Raw genomic sequence first — 20,171 nt, 5'->3', positions numbered from 1 at the left:
TATTTAATTATAACCATTATGAAAAAAATAGGCTTGTTCTATGGGTCAGATACAGGATGTACTGATGACATCACAAAAGATTTTGTTTCCCTTTGGGATAGTGAAGAATTAGACGTGCGAGAAATTGATGATGTATCTAAAGAAGATTTTGATCAATTTAGAGTCTTGATTTTAGGATTATCAACATGGTATGACGGAGATCTACAAAGTGATTGGGAGGCCTTTTTTGATGATTTTAAAGAAATTGATTTTACTGATAAAGTAGTAGCTATCTATGGTTTGGGAGATCAAATAGGATATGGAGAATACTTTGTAGATGGTATTGGAATACTAGCCAAAGTCGTATTAGAAAACGGAGGAGAAATTATTGGACATTGGCCCATAGAAGGATATCGATTTACAGACTCTGTAGCTATCATAGAAGAAAAAGAAGATTATTTTTATGGGCTTGCATTGGATCATGATAATGAATCTCAATTAAGCGATGAACGCTTAGAAAAATGGATCCATCAGTTAAAGTTAGAATTAGAACCTTATCTAGTTTTAGAAGAAGAAGTTGTTTTAAGCTAATTAATCATTAGATTTCTACTTTTACTTTTCTAGATTGTGCATTTATGAGGATTTCCATTTTGCGAAGGTCAAATGTACTAATCTTCATGCATGCTTCTACCCATAAATCTGTGATTCTTAGAAGTTCTTCTTTTTGTAATGGAAAAACATTTTTCTTGCTTTTTACATGATGGTATTCAAAGTTAAATCTTTCGGATGCTTTTTTCACAAAACTGTGTAAAGATACTATTGCTTCTCCTTTTTCGGTCAATTCTTCAATTAACCCCAATGATTGCAAATACCTTGCTTTATGAATTTTATCGCTTTTCAAAATTGTATCAGCATCTCCTGCACTAAGTTTTCTCGATAACAAACTATAGGCCCCCATCCCCGGAAATAGATTAAATTTGTTTTCTGGTAAGCAAAACTGCGTTTTTTCTTCTGCAATAATATAATCGTGAGCTAATGCACATTCAAATCCACCTCCATATGCATTTCCCTCTACCAATGCGATCGTTAATACAGGTAGATCAAAAGAAGTATATATATTGTAAATAGCATCAATACATAAATATGCATACGTTTTTAGATTATCTATATTTTTAGATTGTATATTTTCTAAGAAAAACTGAAGGTCTCCTCCCATATTATAAATTCCTTTATGTTCTGAAGCCGAAACGATGAATTTAAGAGGACGATCAGGGTGTGAAAAATAATCCTTTACCCAAGATGTAAATTCTTTAAATTCTTCCAATCCTTTTAAACAAAAATTAGGCATTCCTGTATCTTTGATTTTCCATAATAAAAGCTCATGGCTTTTAAAATATTCTACTGTAATACAATCAAATTGTCGCATGATATTAAGGTTTTTGTAGGGATATTGAATTCTTTGTGATATTATTCTGTTTTTTTGTTTTCTTCGACCAAAACGGCTTATCAAACAGTAATTTTTGGATTCCGAGTGTTAGCATTATATAAAGAGGAATCAAAATCAAAACACCTGCAATACCAAATTGCTGATATCCTAAAGCTCCCATTCCCCAACAAATAATCACCCATTGAATGATGTATATCGTGGTTACTCGTTTACTACAGTAGTATAAAAACTCAAAAACTCTATTTGTTTTTATATAGGTCACCAATATATTCGCCAACCACATTAAGACTAAATTGAATCCTGCTAAATAAATAGTTCCGCCTGGTCCTAAATGGAAATAATCTCCGAAGTGATATTCAAAATTATAAAAACACAACCCTCCGCCAGTCAGCATCAAAAGAACGCCCGCTACAAACATTCTTTTAAATATATATGCATTACTTTTATTTTTCTCTTTGTACCACATTCCAAAGAACACCCCAATGAGTATAAAAGAAAACCAAGGAAATACAGCAAAATATACATTCCACTCTGCTCCCCACATTAGATCTAAGATATAATCCACACTTCCTATTCCTAATCGGAAACCGTGTACCTCCTTGGTTACTACAGCTATTGTAAATGCAATAATTAATGGTACATATTTGTTTTTCGAAAATTTGTTTATAATTCCCATAAATAATAAAGAAACTCCTGCAAGTTGTAATATATCACCTGTAAGCAGCATGTAAATCATGTTATCTACGGTAACAGGAGCTGTCCAGCCATAGGCTTCTATAAAAGCATCTGGCATTGTGCCGATTAAAACGGGTAAAACAAATTTCAGAAAGTTCATTATATATCCTGCTGCCAGAATATATAATGCACGTTTTATAGACAATACTATACTTTGATTTCTGGATAAGGTAAATGACACCCCCATTGCAATTAAAAACATCGGAGTTCCCTTTCCTATAAAATGAACTACTCCTCCTAACCAAGTATTTGATTGTGTAGATATATCACCATATATCCATAAGGTATGTACTATGATTACCATCAATACACTTACTCCCCTTGCTAGATCTATGGCTAAAATTCTATTGTTATTTCTCATTTATCTTTACGCTTATACTTCTTTTTGTACTCGTTTTATTAATTCGTCTCGTATCCATGCTTCGGATCTATAATCACTTGCTTTTTTACCTCCATCAATATGATTCCAGCCTGGGTACATAATCAAGTATTTAAATTTGTCCGATAATTTTTTTGCTGTCTTCATATCGGCCCAAAGTTCTTTCCATAATAGTAACTGAATTTGCCATAAACTCTCACTATTTATACTATCTCCCATTAGTCCATATTCTGGTTTTTCATCATCTAGTTCTACCTGTAGGGTTCCAAAAATTTTATCCCAAATAGAAAAAGTCTCTCCATAGTTTGTGTCTAAGTACTTATGATTTTTTGCGTGATGTACCCTATGTAAAGAAGGAGTTATAAAAATCCACTCTAACCAAGGCTGTCTACCGACTAACTTTTCGCTCACATGTTCATAAAGTCCATATAGATTTGCTATTAACTCTATGATAAAAATCATAAATGGGTCAAATCCTAATAAGGGAAGCCATAATATTGTATGTGGCATATGTAAAAAAATAAGAAATGACCCTCGTACTGCTACTGTTAACTTCATTTCTTCTGCGGTATGATGCACCCCATGGATACACCAAAAGAATCGAATTTTGTGCCCTATAAAATGCAATACATAAAACATAAAATCATATAAAAAATAGGCTAGTATCCATATATACCATTCATATCCCAAGGTAAATAAGCGATATTCATACCCCCACATCATTATTCCCAAAATCACAATCTTACCAAAAAAAATGTATGGAATAGATTCTAATATATAGGATACAATATTTACTACGCCCTCTTTATGGCTTTCTATTTTCCTGGTTATAAATAGAATAATCCATTCTATAACCACAAGAGTTATAATAATAATTCCAGAAATACTCTGAAACTTATCTAACCATATTTGAATTGTTTCGTTCATATCTTGTTAGAAAAAATAGATTAAACTGATCTTCTTTTATATGTTACTTATAGCGTGGGAATGCTTACTCTACTTTTACAATACTCTGCTATAGGGTTTATAAGGGTTCCCACTAGTTGTAAACTCTCTATAGGGTCTGCAAGACTCAACATTTGTTTTGTATTGCTTAGTTGTAACCTATTGAGGCAACATCTGTCAAATTCTGGTGCAAAAAGATCATATTTCTTGAACTGTGGTTCTAATTCAGGATGTTTTCCTTGATATGTGTTTACACAATCAGCAACTAACTCCCAGAATAACGTTTCAGGATATTCACAATATTCTTCAAGTATATCTCCCATAAACCTAAAAAAGCAATCAAATACATCTGTAAAAATTGAAAGTATTTTCATCTTATCAGAAGTTTTGGTATACAATCGTTTTACTTCTTCAGGCAAGTTTAATTCTGAATTAAAAACGATTACTTCTTCGGTAATATCTTTCATTAATATCTTTACAGGAGCATGATTCTCCATCACCATAATCAGGTTTTCCCCATGTGGCATAAAAACCAACTCATAGGTATAAAAACAGTGTAATAAAGGAGCCAGGTAACACTGCAGGTATTTCTTGATCCAGGTTGAAGTATCAAATGGAGAAGCCTGTATCAATTCTGCTAATAATGAAGTATTATCATTATCTATATGTAAAAAGGCAGCCATGGTCATCACTTGCTGATCTTCTTTGATTTTAGATCCGGGAGCTTCTCTCCATAAGGCTGAAAGCATTTTATTATGAGGATTTGTTTTGCCCAAAATCTCATAATTAAGGTTTCTATATCCAACCGTAGCAACTTCGCCCAACATTGTAAAGCCAGCTTTTTTAAGGTATTTATCATCTTTAAACAACTCGGTTATCCAAGTGGTTATATGCGGGGTACTTTGCATATAATATGGAGAAAGACCTCGCATAAACCCCATATTTAAAATAGATAGTGCTGTTTTGGTGTATAATTTATCAGGAGTAGTTTTATTGTATAACGTTCTTATCGACTGTTGCGCAGAATATTGATCTTCTCCTTTTCCCAGAAACACGAGATCCATATTTGCAATATCTGCAGCAAAAATGTGAATGATCTTATTATGCCATTGCCAGGGGTGAACGGGTATAAAAACATAGGATTCCATATCTAATCCCAATTCTTCTAATGTATTATTAAATTTGGCTATGGTAGCGACACCTAATTCTCGCCTCATTAGTGATTTATATTCAAATCCTTTTACTGCGGTAAATGTCGCTTTATCTTGATGACCAGCCAGCCATATAATTTGAAACGAATTATCGGTTTCGGGTGCATATTTAATGTAATCTTCGGCATCAAAACCTATTCGCCCATTATTAGCCACAAAACAAGGATGTCCTTCGGTCATTGCATGTTCTATTACCTGAAAGCTACATTGTGCTAATTCTTTTGAAGAGCATTTTTTATTGTGATATTTATATGCCGCACCAGATAAGGTACTGGTAATTTCTTCGAGATAAGTAGGTAACATATCATCAGGAATCCCCAAAGTATCTTTAAATTCTAAAATAAAATGTATAGCATCTACAGTTACCAGATTTCCATTTTGTCTTTTAACAAGGCTATTCTCATCAATATGCCAATGATCAAGACTTCGTTTTTTGGCTTTAAACTCATAGGTAATTTCTGGTATATCAGAAACCAAAATATAATGACCCCAATATTTTTCCTGATACTGAGGTTTTGGTTGTAAGAGCAATTCGTGCGTAAATTCGCTAATTGCTTTTTTAACAAGGGCTCGATTTACTTTTTTCCAAACATCGAGTCTTAGATGATCAAGATTAACTTCTGGTTGGATTACCATATCTAACTTAGTCATTGGTTTTAGTTTTATGTACTATATTTTTATCTTCTTCTAGTAAGAGAGCTTTCTCGTAACCTTTCTTATCACAAAAAGCTAATGCTGCTGTTTTATGAGGTAATTCAACTTCTTTATGATATTTAAATCCCGCCCTTTTATTAAGTGTATGAATTTTTTCATTTCTCACATCTGGTTCTACAACAATGCGATCCGTTTGAGAGTCACTAAACAGATATTCGAGAATAGTAGAAAACACATGCCAGGTAAAATTTGGAATCTTTTTTTTGACAGGACTAACCAAAACATGCATCCCACAATCTCCTTTCTCTGCCTTATAGTATGCTGAAATAGGATCTTTTAAGGCGTGATAACGTTCCATTAAAAAGATTGGTTGATTATTTAGTATACCTATGAAAGCATCATGATGATCTGATTCGATTATTTCTTGATATGCAAGTCTTACTTCTTCTAAAGTATGCTCTTGCATTCCCCAATAAGTAGCATAAGATCTGGTGACCCAATCGTAAATAGTTTCGGTATCTTTTTCTATATCCAAAAGACGTAAATGTATATCTCCAAGACCTTTAATAGTTTTAGAAAAAATAGTGGTTGGTATGATTACAGCGTTATTCATAAAAAGGAATCTTATACTTGAGAGCTGGGTTTTTCTTTTCTAAAAGCGGCAATAGGATTTTGTAATCGTCCTGCAAACTGAAGTAATGCAACAGGATCATCCAGATCAATCATCTGTTTATTGTTATTTAATTGTAGCCTGTTAAGACACGATAGATGAAATTCTGGCGCAAAAAGATCGTATTGTTTAAATTTGGTTTCCTTTTCTGGATAACGTTCCTGATAATGTTGAATATTTTCTGCTACTAATCCCCAGAAATTCTCTTCAGAATATCCTGCGTGTTCAACCAGGATATGTGACATAAATCTAAAAAAGCCATCAAAAACATCTGTAAAAATTGATAGTAATTTCACATCCTCGGGAACCGGAGCGTACATACGTTTCAGATGCTCTGGCAATTTAACTTCCGGGCTAAGAATACAAGCTTCCTCGGTAATATCTTTCATTAATATTTTTACCGGTATGTTATTTTCTAATACCATAATGATATTTTCGCCGTGAGGCATAAACACCAAATCAAAATGATAAAAACAGTGTATTAGCGGACTTAGATATGCCTTAAAATAATCATGTAACCATTCTGATATGGATAATCCTGAAGCAGCAATAATTTTGGGTAGTAATGCTTCGCCGGTTTGATCAATATGCAGAAAAGCAGCCATTGTCATTGGTTTTTGCCCCTCGTCGATCATACCCATCGGGCTTTCTCTCCATAATGACGCCAGCATTTTATTATAGTCATTATGTGGCCCGAACTCTTTGAAATATGGATTTACATAGCTAACAGAACCTATTTCTCCCAGCATTTTAAATCCTGTTTCTATGATGTATGGATCATTATACAATAATTCTTCTAGCCAAACTGCCATTTTTGGAGCTGTACCCAAATAATATAAAGGCAATCCTCTCATAAATCCCATATTTAAGATAGAGAGAGCTGTTTTGGTATATAACTTATGGGGATTCGAAATATTAAATAATGTACGTATCGATTGTTGAGCGAGATATTGATCCGGACCATAACCCAAACAAATCAGGTTTCCTTTGGCAATCTCTGGAGAGAATATATTAGCTAATTTATTAAACCATTGCCAGGGATGCATCGGAATAAAGTAGTACTCATCTGGATCAAAACCCTTATTTTTTATTACAGTATTAAATGATGAAATTGTATCTGAATCTAATTCTTGTTGAATTAAGACTTCATATGGTAAATCCTCGATAGCAGCATATACGGCACTACTTTTATGACCTGCTAACCATATGAGATAAAAAGAATTTCCGGCTTCGGGAGCATACGATCTATAGTCACTACTATCAAATCCTATTCGGCCATTATTAGCTACAAAACCAGGATGACCTTCCATCATTGATTGCTCGATAGTCTGAAAATCTGCAGAGACCAAATCTATTGCTAAAGGGTTTCTTTTTACATGTTTAAAAGCACTTCCATACAAGGTGCTAATAATTTCTTCGAGATATACAGGCATTGTAGTAGTATCAATCCCTAATTTGTCTTTAAACTCTTTGATAAACAAAATAGCATCTAGCTTTACCGATTTTCCGCATTCATATTTCTGAATAGAAACTTCGCTAATCCATAAATGATTTAAAGCCAATTGTTTTCCTCGAAATTCATATCTAATCTCGGGGTTATCGGCTTCCAGAGTATACATACTCCAACCATCTCTTAGTTTTTCTACTATTTTGGTTTGTATAAGTAGCTCATGACTAAATTCACATATTGCTTTTTTGATTAGTAAAGTATTTACTTTAACCCATAACTCTGGTTGTATATGGGATACCGATTGTTGGGGCGAAACGGCGTTGTCTAACGTATTCATTGCACTTCGTTTATGGATTTGTGGAAATAATTTAAGTTGGTTATGTTTTTGTCTGGTTAAGAAAGCGAGTTGTGCCGTTTTATGCGGAAGCTCAACAATCGTATCAAGCTGAAATCCTAAACGTTGGCAAATCGCAAACATCTTTTTATTTCTTATATCGGGTTCTACTATAATTCGATGTACTTTTTCATCCCGAAAAACAAAATTCATGATCGTATCAAACATATACCATGTGAAGTTTTCAATTTTACCTTCGGATGATGGTGCTACTATAATATGAATCCCGCAATCATTGTTCTGGGCCGGATAGTATTTTCCGATAAGATCTTGTTGTGGATGATAACGTTCTAATACAAAAACGGGACGTTCTTTATATACACCAACAAAAATATCATAATGATCTGGTAGAATTAATTTAGCATATTCGGCTTTTACTTTCTCGACCGAACTCTGTTGCATACCCCAGAACACGGCATAATCCCGATTTACCCAATCGTGTAATACAGTACTATCTGTTTCAATATCAAAATGCCGTATATGAATATCCCCAAAGCCCATATAAGACGATGAAAACTCATATCCTTCTTTTGCAGGTGTTATTAAACTTGTATGTTCTTGAACTGACATATAAAATCTTTATGTTTTTGCTAGGTCTTTTACTCGTGTTCTAGATGTTGTTCTGTGAAATATGAAATAGTACATTCCGAGTGTGATCAAAAAACCTGCTAATGCTACTCTAAACGGAATTTGTAATCCATGATGATCCACCAAAATTCCAACCGAAAAAGAAGCTAGTAATACTCCCAGATTCTGAAAAAAATGCACTTTACTGTAATCAATAGCATAAGAATTCGGAGAGCTGAATTCAAACAATAATACATCAAAACGTACAACTCCCTGAAAAATCGCCCACCCATAAATAATTCTTCCCAATATTACAATCGTTTCAACAGGGAGTCCTTGAAGTATTAGCCCTATCATTCCCAGGAATAATGCCGATAGGATACTCTTATTTTTATATTTCGGAATATGCTTTGTATTAATCCAAAGGGCAATTAATGCTACAAAACCAGGTATAGCATATATACATCCAGAAATTAATTTACCATCATAATCAGAAAGGCTTTCCCAGTATAGTGAGAAAAAAGGACGGATTAGAAAATCACTAAAATATAAGACCATTGTTACTAACCCAATCTTAAGGATAAAACCTTGGGGAATAATTTTATCCTTAGCATCAAGAGTTGATTGAGTTTCAATAATTTTATTTGTATCATATTTTTTGCTACGCAGTACATACATACTTATTCCCATTTGCATAAAATCTCCAGCAGCCATCACCAGAAAAATATAACTGGCATCAACAAGGTCTACTGTCAATCCGCCAATCACTGCTCCTAAAATCCCTCCCAGATGTACAACAACAGAGAGTAACCCGATGGTGCCTGTATGTTCTTTTTTGGTAATAATTTTTAAGATATAGGGATATACCAAAAGATAGCTTCCTTTAAATATTACCATAATCAAGGATATGATCCAGAAGTTAATATAAGAGGTCGTCCAATAACAGTATAATGCTAATATTCCTGCAATACATTGGGTATATACCAAAATATTAAGCTCGGCCATTTTTTTGGATATGTAAGCCCAAAACGGAAATGCAATCATCACCATAAAACAAATAGCTGCAAAATAATATCCTACATATTTGGGGTCTGTAACCCCAAATCGAGCTTCAAAAAACTGTGGGTAAAAAGGGTGTAACAAATAATCGCTTACTACCGCTACCAGAGTCATGAGGATAAGGATTTTTTTTAAAGTCATTGTAGAGTTACAATTATAAACCTCACAGGCTTGTGCTGAACTTAATTTTAGCACCCTATAAGGTTTGTGGTTTACCTTAAAACAGGTTCTTCCGTATTAATTTCTTCTTCTTGGGTTACTTCAAATTGCTGAAAAGCAATACGTTTTTCTATCGGGTAATATTCTTTTCCTGTTAGTTCTTTAATGATAAAAGAATTGCGATAACATGCCATTCCTAAATCTGGAGTTACGAACCCGTGAGTATGTAATTCTACATTTTGCACATAGATATCCTTACCTTTCTTATCAATACTATAATTGCGATGTACAGCGTATCTGTTTTTATCATCCCATTTAATATGATCTGTTATACCGTCTACAAATTCTGGTTTCTGATAGGTATAGCCAGTTGCTAATATTAGTGCTTCTGTTTGATGGCAGTATCTTTTATTTTGTTCAATTTGGTGTAATTCAAGATCAAAAGTGTTTTGATTTTCATTATACTCTGCTGTGGTCAATTCAGAATTAGTACGCAATGATATCTTAACATCATTAGTCAATTGCTTGGTATAAATCATATCATAGATATCTGCAATTAGATCTTGGTTAATTCCTTTAAAGAGATGTTTTTGATTTTGAATTAAATGATCCTTTTTATCCTGTGGTAGATTATAGAAATAATCCACATACTCTGGAGAAGTCATCTCCAAAGTTAATTTAGAATACTCTAATGGAAAAAATCTTGGAGATCTGGTAATCCAGTTTAATTGATATCCTTTTGTTTCAACATCTTGCAAAAGATCATAAAAAATCTCTGCTGCACTTTGCCCGCTACCTAATATGGTTATAGATTTTTTGGATTGTACTACTGTTTTACTCTTTAGATATGATGAAGAATGAAATGCTTTTCCTTCTAATTGTTTGCAACATTCTGGAACATAAGGTTGAGTTCCTGTTCCTAAAACCAGTTTTCTTGCTTTGTATATTTTTAATTCATCAGTCTGTGTGCATTTCGAGGTAACAACATAGTACTCTTCTTTTTCATTATATTGTATATGAGTTACTTCGGTATTAAAAAACAAGTTGGGTAATTTTTGTATCACCCATTGGCAATATTGATTGTATTCATTACGAAGTAGTAGGAAATTTTCTTTTATATAGAAAGAATACATCCGCCCTTGTTTTTTTATATAATTCAAAAAACTAAATGGGCTGGTAGGATCTGCCAGAGTCACCAGATCTGCCATAAACGGAATCTGTAATGTGGTATCCTGAAGCAACATCCCAGGGTGCCAATCAAACTTAGAGTTTTTGTCTAAAAAAACTCCTTCCAACTCATTAATAGGTTCGGTCAAACAAGCTAATCCCAGATTAAAAGGACCAATACCTACCGCTACAAAATCTATTATTTTAGTATCATTCATCATATGTTGTTTTAATTATTTGTGGCATAGATTAATCCTTGTTCTTTAATCATTTTAATAACCTCTATCAAATCTTCCTTTGTCGTTCTCGGATTTAACAAGGTAAATTTTAAGTAGGTTTTATTATTTAGTTTGGTACTTGCTACAGAAGCTTTACCATCATTAAAAAGTGTATTTTTAATATACAGATTTGCTGCATCCAATATTTTTTCATCGGATACGCCAGGGATTTTAAATCGAAACACAAGAGTACTTAGTTCTGGTTGATGTGCTACTTCAAAATAAATATCATCTTTAATGATATAATAAACTTCACGGGCCAGGTAATGTACTTTTTCCAGAAATCCTCCCAAAGTTTTAGTTCCGGTTACTTTTAAAGTAAACCATAATTTTAAAGCATCAAATCGTCGGGTAGTCTGAATAGATTTTTCAATCAAATTTGGATATTCTTCATCCCGATTTTCTATAGGATTAAGGTAATCTGCGTAGTAAGAAATATATTTAAAATATTTTGTGTCTCTAACCAGAAAAGCACTAGAGCATACCGGCTGAAATAAGGTTTTATGAAAATCAATAGTCATCGAATCAGCATATTCGACTCCTTTAAACATATGTTTATGGGTATCGGTCAAGACATAACATCCTCCATATGCTCCATCTACATGAAACCAGATATTATATTCTTTTGCAATTTTAGAGATGGTTTGTAAAGGATCAAAACTTCCAAAATCTGTTGTTCCTGCTGTAGCAACTATTGCTATTGGAATATTGCCTTGTTGTTTTTCTTTTTCTATAGCTTGTACCAGAGCATTTACCTTCATCTTCATCTTATCATCGGTATCTATAGGTATTACAGAATCATATCCCATACCTAATAAAGCTGCATTCTTTTTGATACTGAAATGTGCTTTATCTGAACAAAAAATACGAAACTTACTTACCTCATCAGACCACCCATTCTCTTTTAGGTTGATACCATAATGTGTAAATGCATAATGATCTCGTGCCATCAAAAGTGCCTTGAAATTAGACTGTGTACCACCACTGGTAAAAACTCCATCTGATTCTGCAGGAAAATTCATTTCGTTACAAATCCAACGAATCATCTCTTTTTCTATTAATGTAGCAGATGTACTTTGATCCCAGGTTTCGATAGCTGTATTAACAGATGAGGCTATTAAATCCCCTACTAATGCAGGTAATAAAACAGGGCAATTAAGATGCGCTACGTAATGAGGATGGTGAAAAGAAATTGCATGATCAAGAAACACATCCTTGATTTCTCGTAATGCCTGATCTAATGTTAAATTGGCATGTGAATTTACAGAAATACCTTCTTTACGGGACTTTAGCATTTCTGCGGATTCTCCGCTATAGAAACAATCATTATCCAAAAAGGTTTTAATATATTGAACAGTTTTTTGTATGTACTCTTCGTATTCGTGTTTAGAATGAGTATCAAAAAGGTAGTCAACCGCAAGGTCAGGTTTAAGGGTAATTTGGGTTTCCGACAGCATAGTTATTTTTATTTGGTCTAAATAAATTTTAATGCAAAACTAACTATCATTTGAAATAACTAAATGACGGAAACTGGATAAAAAATGACGTGAATATTTAACTAGGTGTTACTTAATACATACCTAATATTATTTTGAAATTTTATAGATAAATACCGAAGTGGTTTAAACATTTAAACTCTAATACTTATGGGTTAAACACTAAACGATTTAATAAAGTATTAATTACTTTATGCTATATTTTATTTAGAGATAAACACATAAACAATTGATTTTAAGTATATTACAATCAATAACATAAACAACAATATTCATTTACCTTATTTAAAAAATCTAAAACACTTTATTTTAAGTAATCCGAAATTTCAACATACTCAACATCCTCTCTATCTTCATAAAAATCTTTCAAAACAGCTCGATGGGCTCCTCCTACAATAACCAAAAGTCTATCATCTTTTTGTGTTTGCATATCAATATTAGCCATAATATGAAAATTGCGTTCCCACCATTTCGAAACAAACTTTACTCCAATATAAGTTGAATCAGAAACAAACTGAGCAGTTCCTTTTAAATATTGATTTTTATTTTTTAAATCTTCTTTGTTAGAATTTTTATAAGCAAAATACTCTAATAATGTTGTTGTTTTTAAACGTTTGGAATCTTGTTTATCATTTTCTTTAATACTTGATAGAAAAGTTTCAAATTTTTGCTTTTCATACTTTTCTGCATATTTAGACAACGGTGCAAAAGGAAGCGACATTTTTTGATCTATGCAATAGATTTTTTGATGCCCTAACTCTTTGGCAAGACGAAAACCTAATTGATCAATTTCATTAATGGTTAAAGCATATATGTCTTTAAGATATTCTTTATAATCATCATTGAGTTTATCCTCTTTTCTGTAAGGATACTCAACCATAATTTTTGTTGGTTTATATGTTTTAAGTGCCTCTATTAGCAAACGAATTTCTTTTTGTCTTTTATCAGACTTAAAATCATCAAGATCCATTGATGAATAATCTGAAGTAGTAGCAAAATGGAATGTACCTAATAAAGCAATGTTGGGTAATTCTACTTTTTCTTTAGATGATTTTGCCTGTTTGGTATTCTCACATGACAGGAACAACACAATAATAGAAAGCAATATTACAGAAAACGGAGTTTTAAGATTCATCATGTACCATATTTATAGTAAAGATGTTAATTTACTTAAGTTGTTACAGAAAAGGTCTTTTCGTGATAAATAACAATCAAAGAATGATATGTAATCGTCGTTTTTTGAAAGATAAATTCTGAATGTTTCTTAAATCCAAGTGAAACTTCTCGCAAAATGCTTATTATCTACCTCTAATACATGAGTAAATAATTATCAAAGTATTTTTTGAGAGTTCACTTAGATATTCAAGAATAAGAGTTAGAGTTTATGTAATACCTCTTTTTTGATTAAACTGATTGATATATAGTTATTTTTTTGATTTCACTATACTCTCAATCGGTTTCCCCGCATTTTCAACAGGGTATTCATTTCCCATAACCGCAGCAACTGTTGCAGCTATTTGGTTACTGTACAACTGTTCGGTATTTTTTACTTCTCCCAAAGCAGTTATTCCTTTTCCGAAAGCAACAATCCATACTTGTCCAGCATTTTTTATCTTTGTTCCGTGGCTTTTCCAGGTGTCCAGAGGCTCTGTTCCTCTACCATGATCTGTAGAGATAATAAAGACGGTATTGTCTTTATAATATGAATCCTGTTGGGTAAACTCCCATAATTCTTTGATCATACCATCTGTGTTATGAGCCGCTTTTAAATAAGCTTCATAGTCTCCGTCATGAGCAAAATCATCTGTTTCACCATATGCGATATAGACTAAATCAGGATGGTTTTTCTTCATATACTCTAGCGTATAGTGATGAGTAAAAGCATCTAAACGAACCGTACTCCAAGGGCTTGGAGTCTGATCCTGTAACTGGTTTAAAAATACTTCTCGTTGACTAAGATTGTTTCCTTTGGCGGCCTCAAAACCTGCATTAACAGGAACTCCTGAGCGATCTTCGTTTACGATATACGGAAATACATCCCAGCTTCCAAAAGCTGCTACTTTTCCTTTATAATTTGGCAGATTATTTGTTATTTCCAATACCGTTCTATTTGGATTATTTATCTTTTTATTGCTGTTGATATTCTTATCATCGGCAACCCCGGTTAAGATCTCATTATATCCCGGATATGAAAACCACATCATATTCGTTAGATTGACTTTACTTCCTGCATTTCTATTTCCGTGTAGTTGTCCCATAGAAGCAATATCCTTCCAAAAAAATGGCATTAGAGCCTCTCTTCGGTCTTTTGCTTCTGATCTCCAAAAATCTGCTTTTAGCTTCGTCGTATCATTTACATATGTCTTATTCGTTACTAATAGTGAATCAGGACCAGTATAAAGTTCTTGCCAACGTAATCCATCCAAAGTGATTAAAATTACTTTTGGCGAATTTTCTTTTTGCGCATTACCATTAACTGCAAACAAATGCATAGCAAAAACGACTATAAAGATTATATTTTTTTTCATTCGTTATTTTCTTAAATGTTAGTCTAAATTACAATATCACTTAACTAAAACCTTGTGATCATTAGTTCTCCCACCAGCCTTTTATATTGATATCGTTGCCTCCCATCTGGGAAATTGCCTGCTCATAATTTTCATTATTAAGTGTTTGCTCGCTATCAGGATATAAGAAACGTACAGGTACACGATCACTGTTTACATTATCTGGTCCCGGAACAACTACCGAAGGTAACCCTGTTCTTCTAAAATCATACCAGGCTTCAAGACCGACCAAAAATGATGCTAACCATTTCTGAGTGATTATTGTTTCCAACTTATCATCATATGCTACACCAGTTTGTGCAAGATAAGCAGTAACATCCTGATTAACATCCCAGTACTCAAAAGATAATCTCACACCATCTTCATATAATGTTTTGGCATCTGCCGTAACCCAGCCTCGTTGCGCAACCTCTGCAAGTATGAAATGTACTTCGGCTGCTTGTATGATTGCGGCTTTTACACTATTTGGAGAATCATAAAAGAATGATTGATTTATTCTTGATACATTACTGGCACCCCCATTAAAAGTTGATGCATTATCTTCACTCAATCCATTAGTTAATCCTACAAAAAGACCTGGATCATCATCAGGGTTATCTGTGGGCTGAAACCACTTTGATAGACGTTGGTCGTTAAATTGTTTTAAAATGCTCTCACTGGTTTCACTAAGTCGGTGTTCATCAAATCCACCGATTCGACCAGTACTTATAGGCCATGAATCTATTTGTGTCGTTGCTGGGTATGATACCGCTGCATTATCTGCATTGGTTGTTATAAAAACACCGGTATCTACTATCTCTTTCATCTCTGAAGAAACATCTACTTTGTTCGAAATCCTTAAAAGATAGCGAAGTCTTAAAGAGTTTGCCAGTTTTCTCCATTTTTCAAGGTCGCCTCCATACAAAACATCACCACCAAGGATAGGCTGTCCGATTGCCAATTGTTGTTCTGCCTTTTTTAAATCCAGAAGAATTGCAGTATAAATATCTTGTTGATTATCATACTTGGGAGTGAAGTTCCCGTCTTTACCATCTATCGCTTCCGAAAAAGGAATACTTCCCCAGTTATCTGTTAGAATAGAAAAGACATAAGATCTAAGGATTAATGCCATCCCTTCGTAACTTGTGTTTTTGGTCTCTTCTTGCAATGAAGTTTTTAAAATAAGGTCAATTTCCGGAAGAATCCCGTAGTATTCATTCCACAGTCCAGATTCTGAGCCCCATTCATAACGGTCAAAACCTGTAAAATTGATCTTTGCTGTCAACTGGCCTACAATATTTCCTCTATCCCATCCAGATTGTGCTGCTCTATTAGCAACAGTAGAGATAACTGTAGATAATAATAAATCTGAACTTACTTCTTCAGGTTGGTTGGGATTAGCATTCGTTTCTTCAAAATCATTAGTACATGATAGCACTGATATCAATATCGTTACTCCTAATATTATATATTTTTTCATCTTTTTTACTTTAGAAAGTTACATTTAGATTAATCCCATAGCTTCTGGAGCTTGGCAATGCCATATCTTCAACTCCTGGCACGATAGTCCCTCCATTGAAAGAAATGGTCTCTGGATCAAAATGAGGGTTTTCTGTCCATAGCGCTAAATTTCTACCTACCAATGATAATGACAGGCTCTTAATGATAGTCTTTTCAAGAATTTTTTGAGGGAAGTTATACCCTAAACGTACTTCTCGTAGTTTTAGAAAAGAGGCATCAAATATCCCTATTTCTTCGTTTCCACGATTATAACGCCACCAATAATAATCTCGTCCAGAAAGCACTACATCATTTGGTCTATAGCTTCCATCTGCATTTTGGATAACACCTTCTGAGATGATTCCTGTTTCTCTTCCAACAGCGGTAAAATCCATCATTCCCGAAGTACCGCCGATCAGGGTTGTTCTAGACATGATTTCTCCTCCTTGTCTCCAATCAAATAAGAAACCAAAATTAAATCCTTTATAACTAAATGTATTCTGCCAACCTACAGTAAAATCCGGATTATAATTTCCTAATTTTTTTAAGTTTGGATCTCGCACAGAAAAGCCATCTTCATTGTGTACGACCTGACCAAAAAATTGACTACTAGGATCATCTACCGTTACCAGACCTGTACCGTAAATATCTCCCATTCTACCTCCAACTTGGGCTAGTACATTAACATAATTAGAGGATATCTCATACGTATCTAAATTATCAATCAAAGATTTTACTTCACCACGTGCGCTGGTGAAATTAACATTGGTTTCCCATGTAAATCCATTTTTACTTTTTATAGGCTTAGCATTTAACACAACTTCAAAACCAGTATTTTCGATTTCACCCGCATTAATAATCCTTGATTCGAATCCAGAAGTATTAGACACAGGTAAAGTCAGGATTTGATTCTTTACTGTAGATTTATAATATGTAACATCAAAACCTAAACGGTTATTAAAAAAACGGATATCTGCTCCAACTTCGGTTGATGAAGCTTCTTCTGGTTTCAAGTTTTCATTGCGCAATATATCTGACGCATTTACACGTTGAAAATTACCAAAAGGCTCATTAAACGAAAATGTGTTTCTAAGCGCATAAGGATCGGTGTCATTACCAACAACAGCCCAGCCACCACGAAGTTTTACAAAAGAAAACATCTCTGGTAATTCTACCATATCAGATATTATAGCACTAAGACCGACAGATGGGTAGAAATATGAGTTATTACCCTTAGGTAATGTACTCGACCAATCATTTCTTCCTGTAATATCCAGAAAGAGAAAGTTTTTATATGAAAAATTGGCAAATGCGTATAATGAATTGATTTTACGCTTATCATTAAATTGTGTTTTTGACAATGGTTCTGCCGAATTTTCGAAATTATAAATTCCAGGGACTGATAATGAGTTTGCACTAATTCGTTTATATCGATTTTCTTCTTCTCTGGTATTACCTCCCACAGATAATCCCATGGTAAAATCTTCATTTAGGGCTTTATTATATTGCAGGAGAAAATCGGTGTTTTGTTCTTTGAAGAAAATATCATCTTCTCGATATTGTCCTTTTGCAAATCGCTGTGTACTATAGGCTCGTCTACTGGCACGTAGTTCACTAAAATAGTCAACACCTGTACGTAACATAAGAGATAGACTAGGTGTGATATTCATATCTACCCTAGCATTACCAAAAACACGGTTTTTATCAAATCCATTTGTGTTTTCATTTAATGTAAAAAATGGATTATCATGCCAATTATAATTGTAATTAAACTGCTGCCTCCCTTCAAGACCAGGTTGCCAGTAATTGCGAAGTGAATTCATATTAATCTGGCGTCCAAACCAAACCCATAAATACATGATATTCTCTGTACCGTAAGAGTTGTTTGGCCGATTATTACTTTTGCTATTGACGTAGTTAACCGATGAAGAAACTTTTAACCATTTTGTTAAATTATAAGAACCGTTTAGCGCATACGTTCTTCTGTCATAATCTGTATTTGGCAGAATGCCCTCACTTTCTAAATTTGTTAAGGAAAGTCTTAGATTCCCAAATTCATTCCCTCCTGTTAAAGCCAGGTTTGTTGTTATTGTTGATCCTGTTTTAAAAAAGTCTTCAATATTATCAGGATTAGATTTCCATGGTGTTAGGATAATTTCATCTGCAAAAGTACCATCAGAATTTCTTGGTCTTACTGCAAAATCTCCTGCTCTAAAACCACTTGTTGTTGGGCTATCATGCTGAGCAATCAACTGTCCATTTAAACGTGGTCCCCAACTCTCATCAATATTATCATTTATACCGCCTCCAAATCCATCAAGAAAGGTAAATTCTCCTCCAGCACCCTGGCCGTATTGATTTTGATATTTTGGTATTCTTAATGCATTTTCAAAGGTTACATTTTGCGTAAAACTAATTCCAAGCCCTTTTGTTCTTTCGGCAGACTTCGTAGTAATTAAAACCACCCCATTTAATCCTCGAGATCCATAAAGAGCAGTTGCATTAGGCCCTTTAAGAATAGAAATAGACTTAACATCATCTGGATTAATATCCTGTGCTCCATTACCATAATCTGTTTCAAGGTTTCCTTCGGCCCGATTACTAACAGTACGGTTACTTATCGGGATACCATCTACTACAAACAAAGGAGAGTTATTACCCGGGATAAGTGAACCTTCTCCGCGTATTGTAATTAACGAAGTTGATCCTACACCTGATCCTCCTCCTGTTATTTGAACTCCGGCTGCACGACCTGCTAATGAATTAGTAACATTAGTTTCTCTTGCCGTTGTAAGTTGATCTCCCTGCACTTCTTGTACCGCATAACCTAATCGTTTTTTTTCTTTCTCTATACCCAAAGCTGTGACTACAACTTCATCCAAAGCTTCTGCAGAAGCAACGAGTTCAATACTCCCTAAATTTTTAATTTCCCCTGGATGTATTGTAATTGAAATCTCCTTATCCTCAAAACCAAGATAAGAAATAGCAATACTATATTGTCCTTCCTGAATTCCGATGATTTCAAAATTACCATCAAAATCTGTTACTACCCCCTTTTGAATTTCCTGAAGCATAATATTTGCTCCGGGAAGCGGGGTTTGACCGTCTGTAATTATTCCCTTAATACTAGATTCCTGACCGCTGACTACCGTAGAAAAAAAGTAAAATAATACTGAAAAAAGTGTTAATGAACTTTTCATTTGTTAAGTTTAAATTTTACTAATACTAAATTTACTGGTCAAAATTGTACATAAATTTTAATATTAGTAAAATAGAAACATTATTTAATCATTACTATAATAATGACAAATCGTAAACCTAACGTTAAAAAGATTAACTTAATTTAACCTCCGTTTCTAGTTTTAAGAAATGAGTTACTCTTTTTGAAAAAATTATTACAAAAAGAAATGATTGGCAAGGAAAAACATGTATTAGAACTAAAATCTATATTTGAAAATTATACCCCTGTAACTAAAGAGTTCTGGGTATTAATTGAATCGATTTCTATATTTTTAATCCTAACAAAAATGAAGGT

14 protein-coding genes are annotated in these 20,171 nt (G+C 33.7%); 1 reads left to right on the top strand and 13 read right to left on the bottom strand.

The window, feature by feature from the left end:
* Positions 1-18 precede the first annotated feature (18 nt).
* Positions 19-570 carry a flavodoxin gene (locus Z054_RS0120710; protein WP_024771945.1) on the top strand — a complete coding sequence of 184 codons (552 nt, stop codon included), beginning with the start codon at positions 19-21 and terminating at the stop codon, positions 568-570.
* Between the two features lie 7 nt (positions 571-577).
* Here the strand turns inward: Z054_RS0120710 and Z054_RS0120705 are convergent, their stop codons facing one another.
* The 13 genes from Z054_RS0120705 to Z054_RS0120645 all read right to left on the bottom strand — a co-directional run bounded on the left by Z054_RS0120705 (position 578) and on the right by Z054_RS0120645 (position 19,836).
* On the bottom strand, positions 578-1,405 hold the full coding sequence (locus Z054_RS0120705) for a crotonase/enoyl-CoA hydratase family protein (RefSeq protein ID WP_024771944.1): 828 nt from the start codon (positions 1,403-1,405) through the stop codon (positions 578-580).
* A gap of 4 nt (positions 1,406-1,409) precedes the next feature.
* A complete protein-coding gene (locus Z054_RS0120700) occupies positions 1,410-2,522 on the bottom strand; it encodes a heparan-alpha-glucosaminide N-acetyltransferase domain-containing protein (RefSeq protein WP_024771943.1) in 1,113 nt (370 codons plus the stop codon).
* A gap of 12 nt (positions 2,523-2,534) precedes the next feature.
* Positions 2,535-3,467 carry a sterol desaturase family protein gene (locus Z054_RS0120695; RefSeq protein WP_024771942.1) on the bottom strand — a complete coding sequence of 311 codons (933 nt, stop codon included), beginning with the start codon at positions 3,465-3,467 and terminating at the stop codon, positions 2,535-2,537.
* Between the two features lie 47 nt (positions 3,468-3,514).
* A complete protein-coding gene (locus Z054_RS0120690) occupies positions 3,515-5,347 on the bottom strand; it encodes an IucA/IucC family protein (protein ID WP_024771941.1) in 1,833 nt (610 codons plus the stop codon).
* On the bottom strand, positions 5,340-5,963 hold the full coding sequence (locus Z054_RS0120685; protein ID WP_024771940.1) for a GNAT family N-acetyltransferase: 624 nt from the start codon (positions 5,961-5,963) through the stop codon (positions 5,340-5,342). The genes Z054_RS0120690 and Z054_RS0120685 overlap by 8 nt, the downstream gene beginning before the upstream one ends.
* Before the next feature lie 11 nt (positions 5,964-5,974).
* On the bottom strand, positions 5,975-8,434 hold the full coding sequence (locus Z054_RS0120680) for a GNAT family N-acetyltransferase (RefSeq protein ID WP_024771939.1): 2,460 nt from the start codon (positions 8,432-8,434) through the stop codon (positions 5,975-5,977).
* A gap of 9 nt (positions 8,435-8,443) precedes the next feature.
* Positions 8,444-9,685, bottom strand: coding sequence for an MFS transporter (locus tag Z054_RS0120675; protein WP_241461436.1), 1,242 nt, complete (start codon positions 9,683-9,685; stop codon positions 8,444-8,446).
* A 17-nt stretch (positions 9,686-9,702) separates the two neighbouring features.
* On the bottom strand, positions 9,703-11,034 hold the full coding sequence (locus Z054_RS0120670) for a lysine N(6)-hydroxylase/L-ornithine N(5)-oxygenase family protein (protein WP_024771937.1): 1,332 nt from the start codon (positions 11,032-11,034) through the stop codon (positions 9,703-9,705).
* A gap of 11 nt (positions 11,035-11,045) precedes the next feature.
* Positions 11,046-12,551, bottom strand: a complete 1,506-nt coding sequence (locus Z054_RS0120665) for a pyridoxal phosphate-dependent decarboxylase family protein (RefSeq protein ID WP_024771936.1) — start codon at positions 12,549-12,551, stop codon at positions 11,046-11,048.
* A gap of 343 nt (positions 12,552-12,894) precedes the next feature.
* Positions 12,895-13,728: a DUF5694 domain-containing protein gene (locus Z054_RS0120660; RefSeq protein WP_152538633.1), complete on the bottom strand. Its 834-nt coding sequence runs from the start codon at positions 13,726-13,728 to the stop codon at positions 12,895-12,897.
* A 286-nt stretch (positions 13,729-14,014) separates the two neighbouring features.
* A complete protein-coding gene (locus tag Z054_RS0120655; RefSeq protein WP_024771934.1) occupies positions 14,015-15,118 on the bottom strand; it encodes an alkaline phosphatase family protein in 1,104 nt (367 codons plus the stop codon).
* Positions 15,119-15,179: 61 nt separating this feature from the next.
* The gene (locus tag Z054_RS0120650) at positions 15,180-16,616 is read right to left on the bottom strand and encodes a SusD/RagB family nutrient-binding outer membrane lipoprotein (RefSeq protein WP_024771933.1); all 1,437 of its coding nucleotides are present in this window, start codon (positions 16,614-16,616) and stop codon (positions 15,180-15,182) included.
* Positions 16,617-16,626: 10 nt separating this feature from the next.
* Complete coding sequence (locus Z054_RS0120645; protein ID WP_024771932.1) at positions 16,627-19,836, bottom strand: SusC/RagA family TonB-linked outer membrane protein; 3,210 nt, start codon at positions 19,834-19,836, stop codon at positions 16,627-16,629.
* Positions 19,837-20,171 lie beyond the last annotated feature (335 nt).

Origin of the sequence: Aquimarina macrocephali JAMB N27 (assembly GCF_000520995.1) — a bacterium.
GTDB lineage: Bacteria > Bacteroidota > Bacteroidia > Flavobacteriales > Flavobacteriaceae > Aquimarina > Aquimarina macrocephali.
The sequence above is the reverse complement of the archived record's forward strand: the minus strand, read 5'-3'. Positions and strand labels throughout refer to the sequence as shown.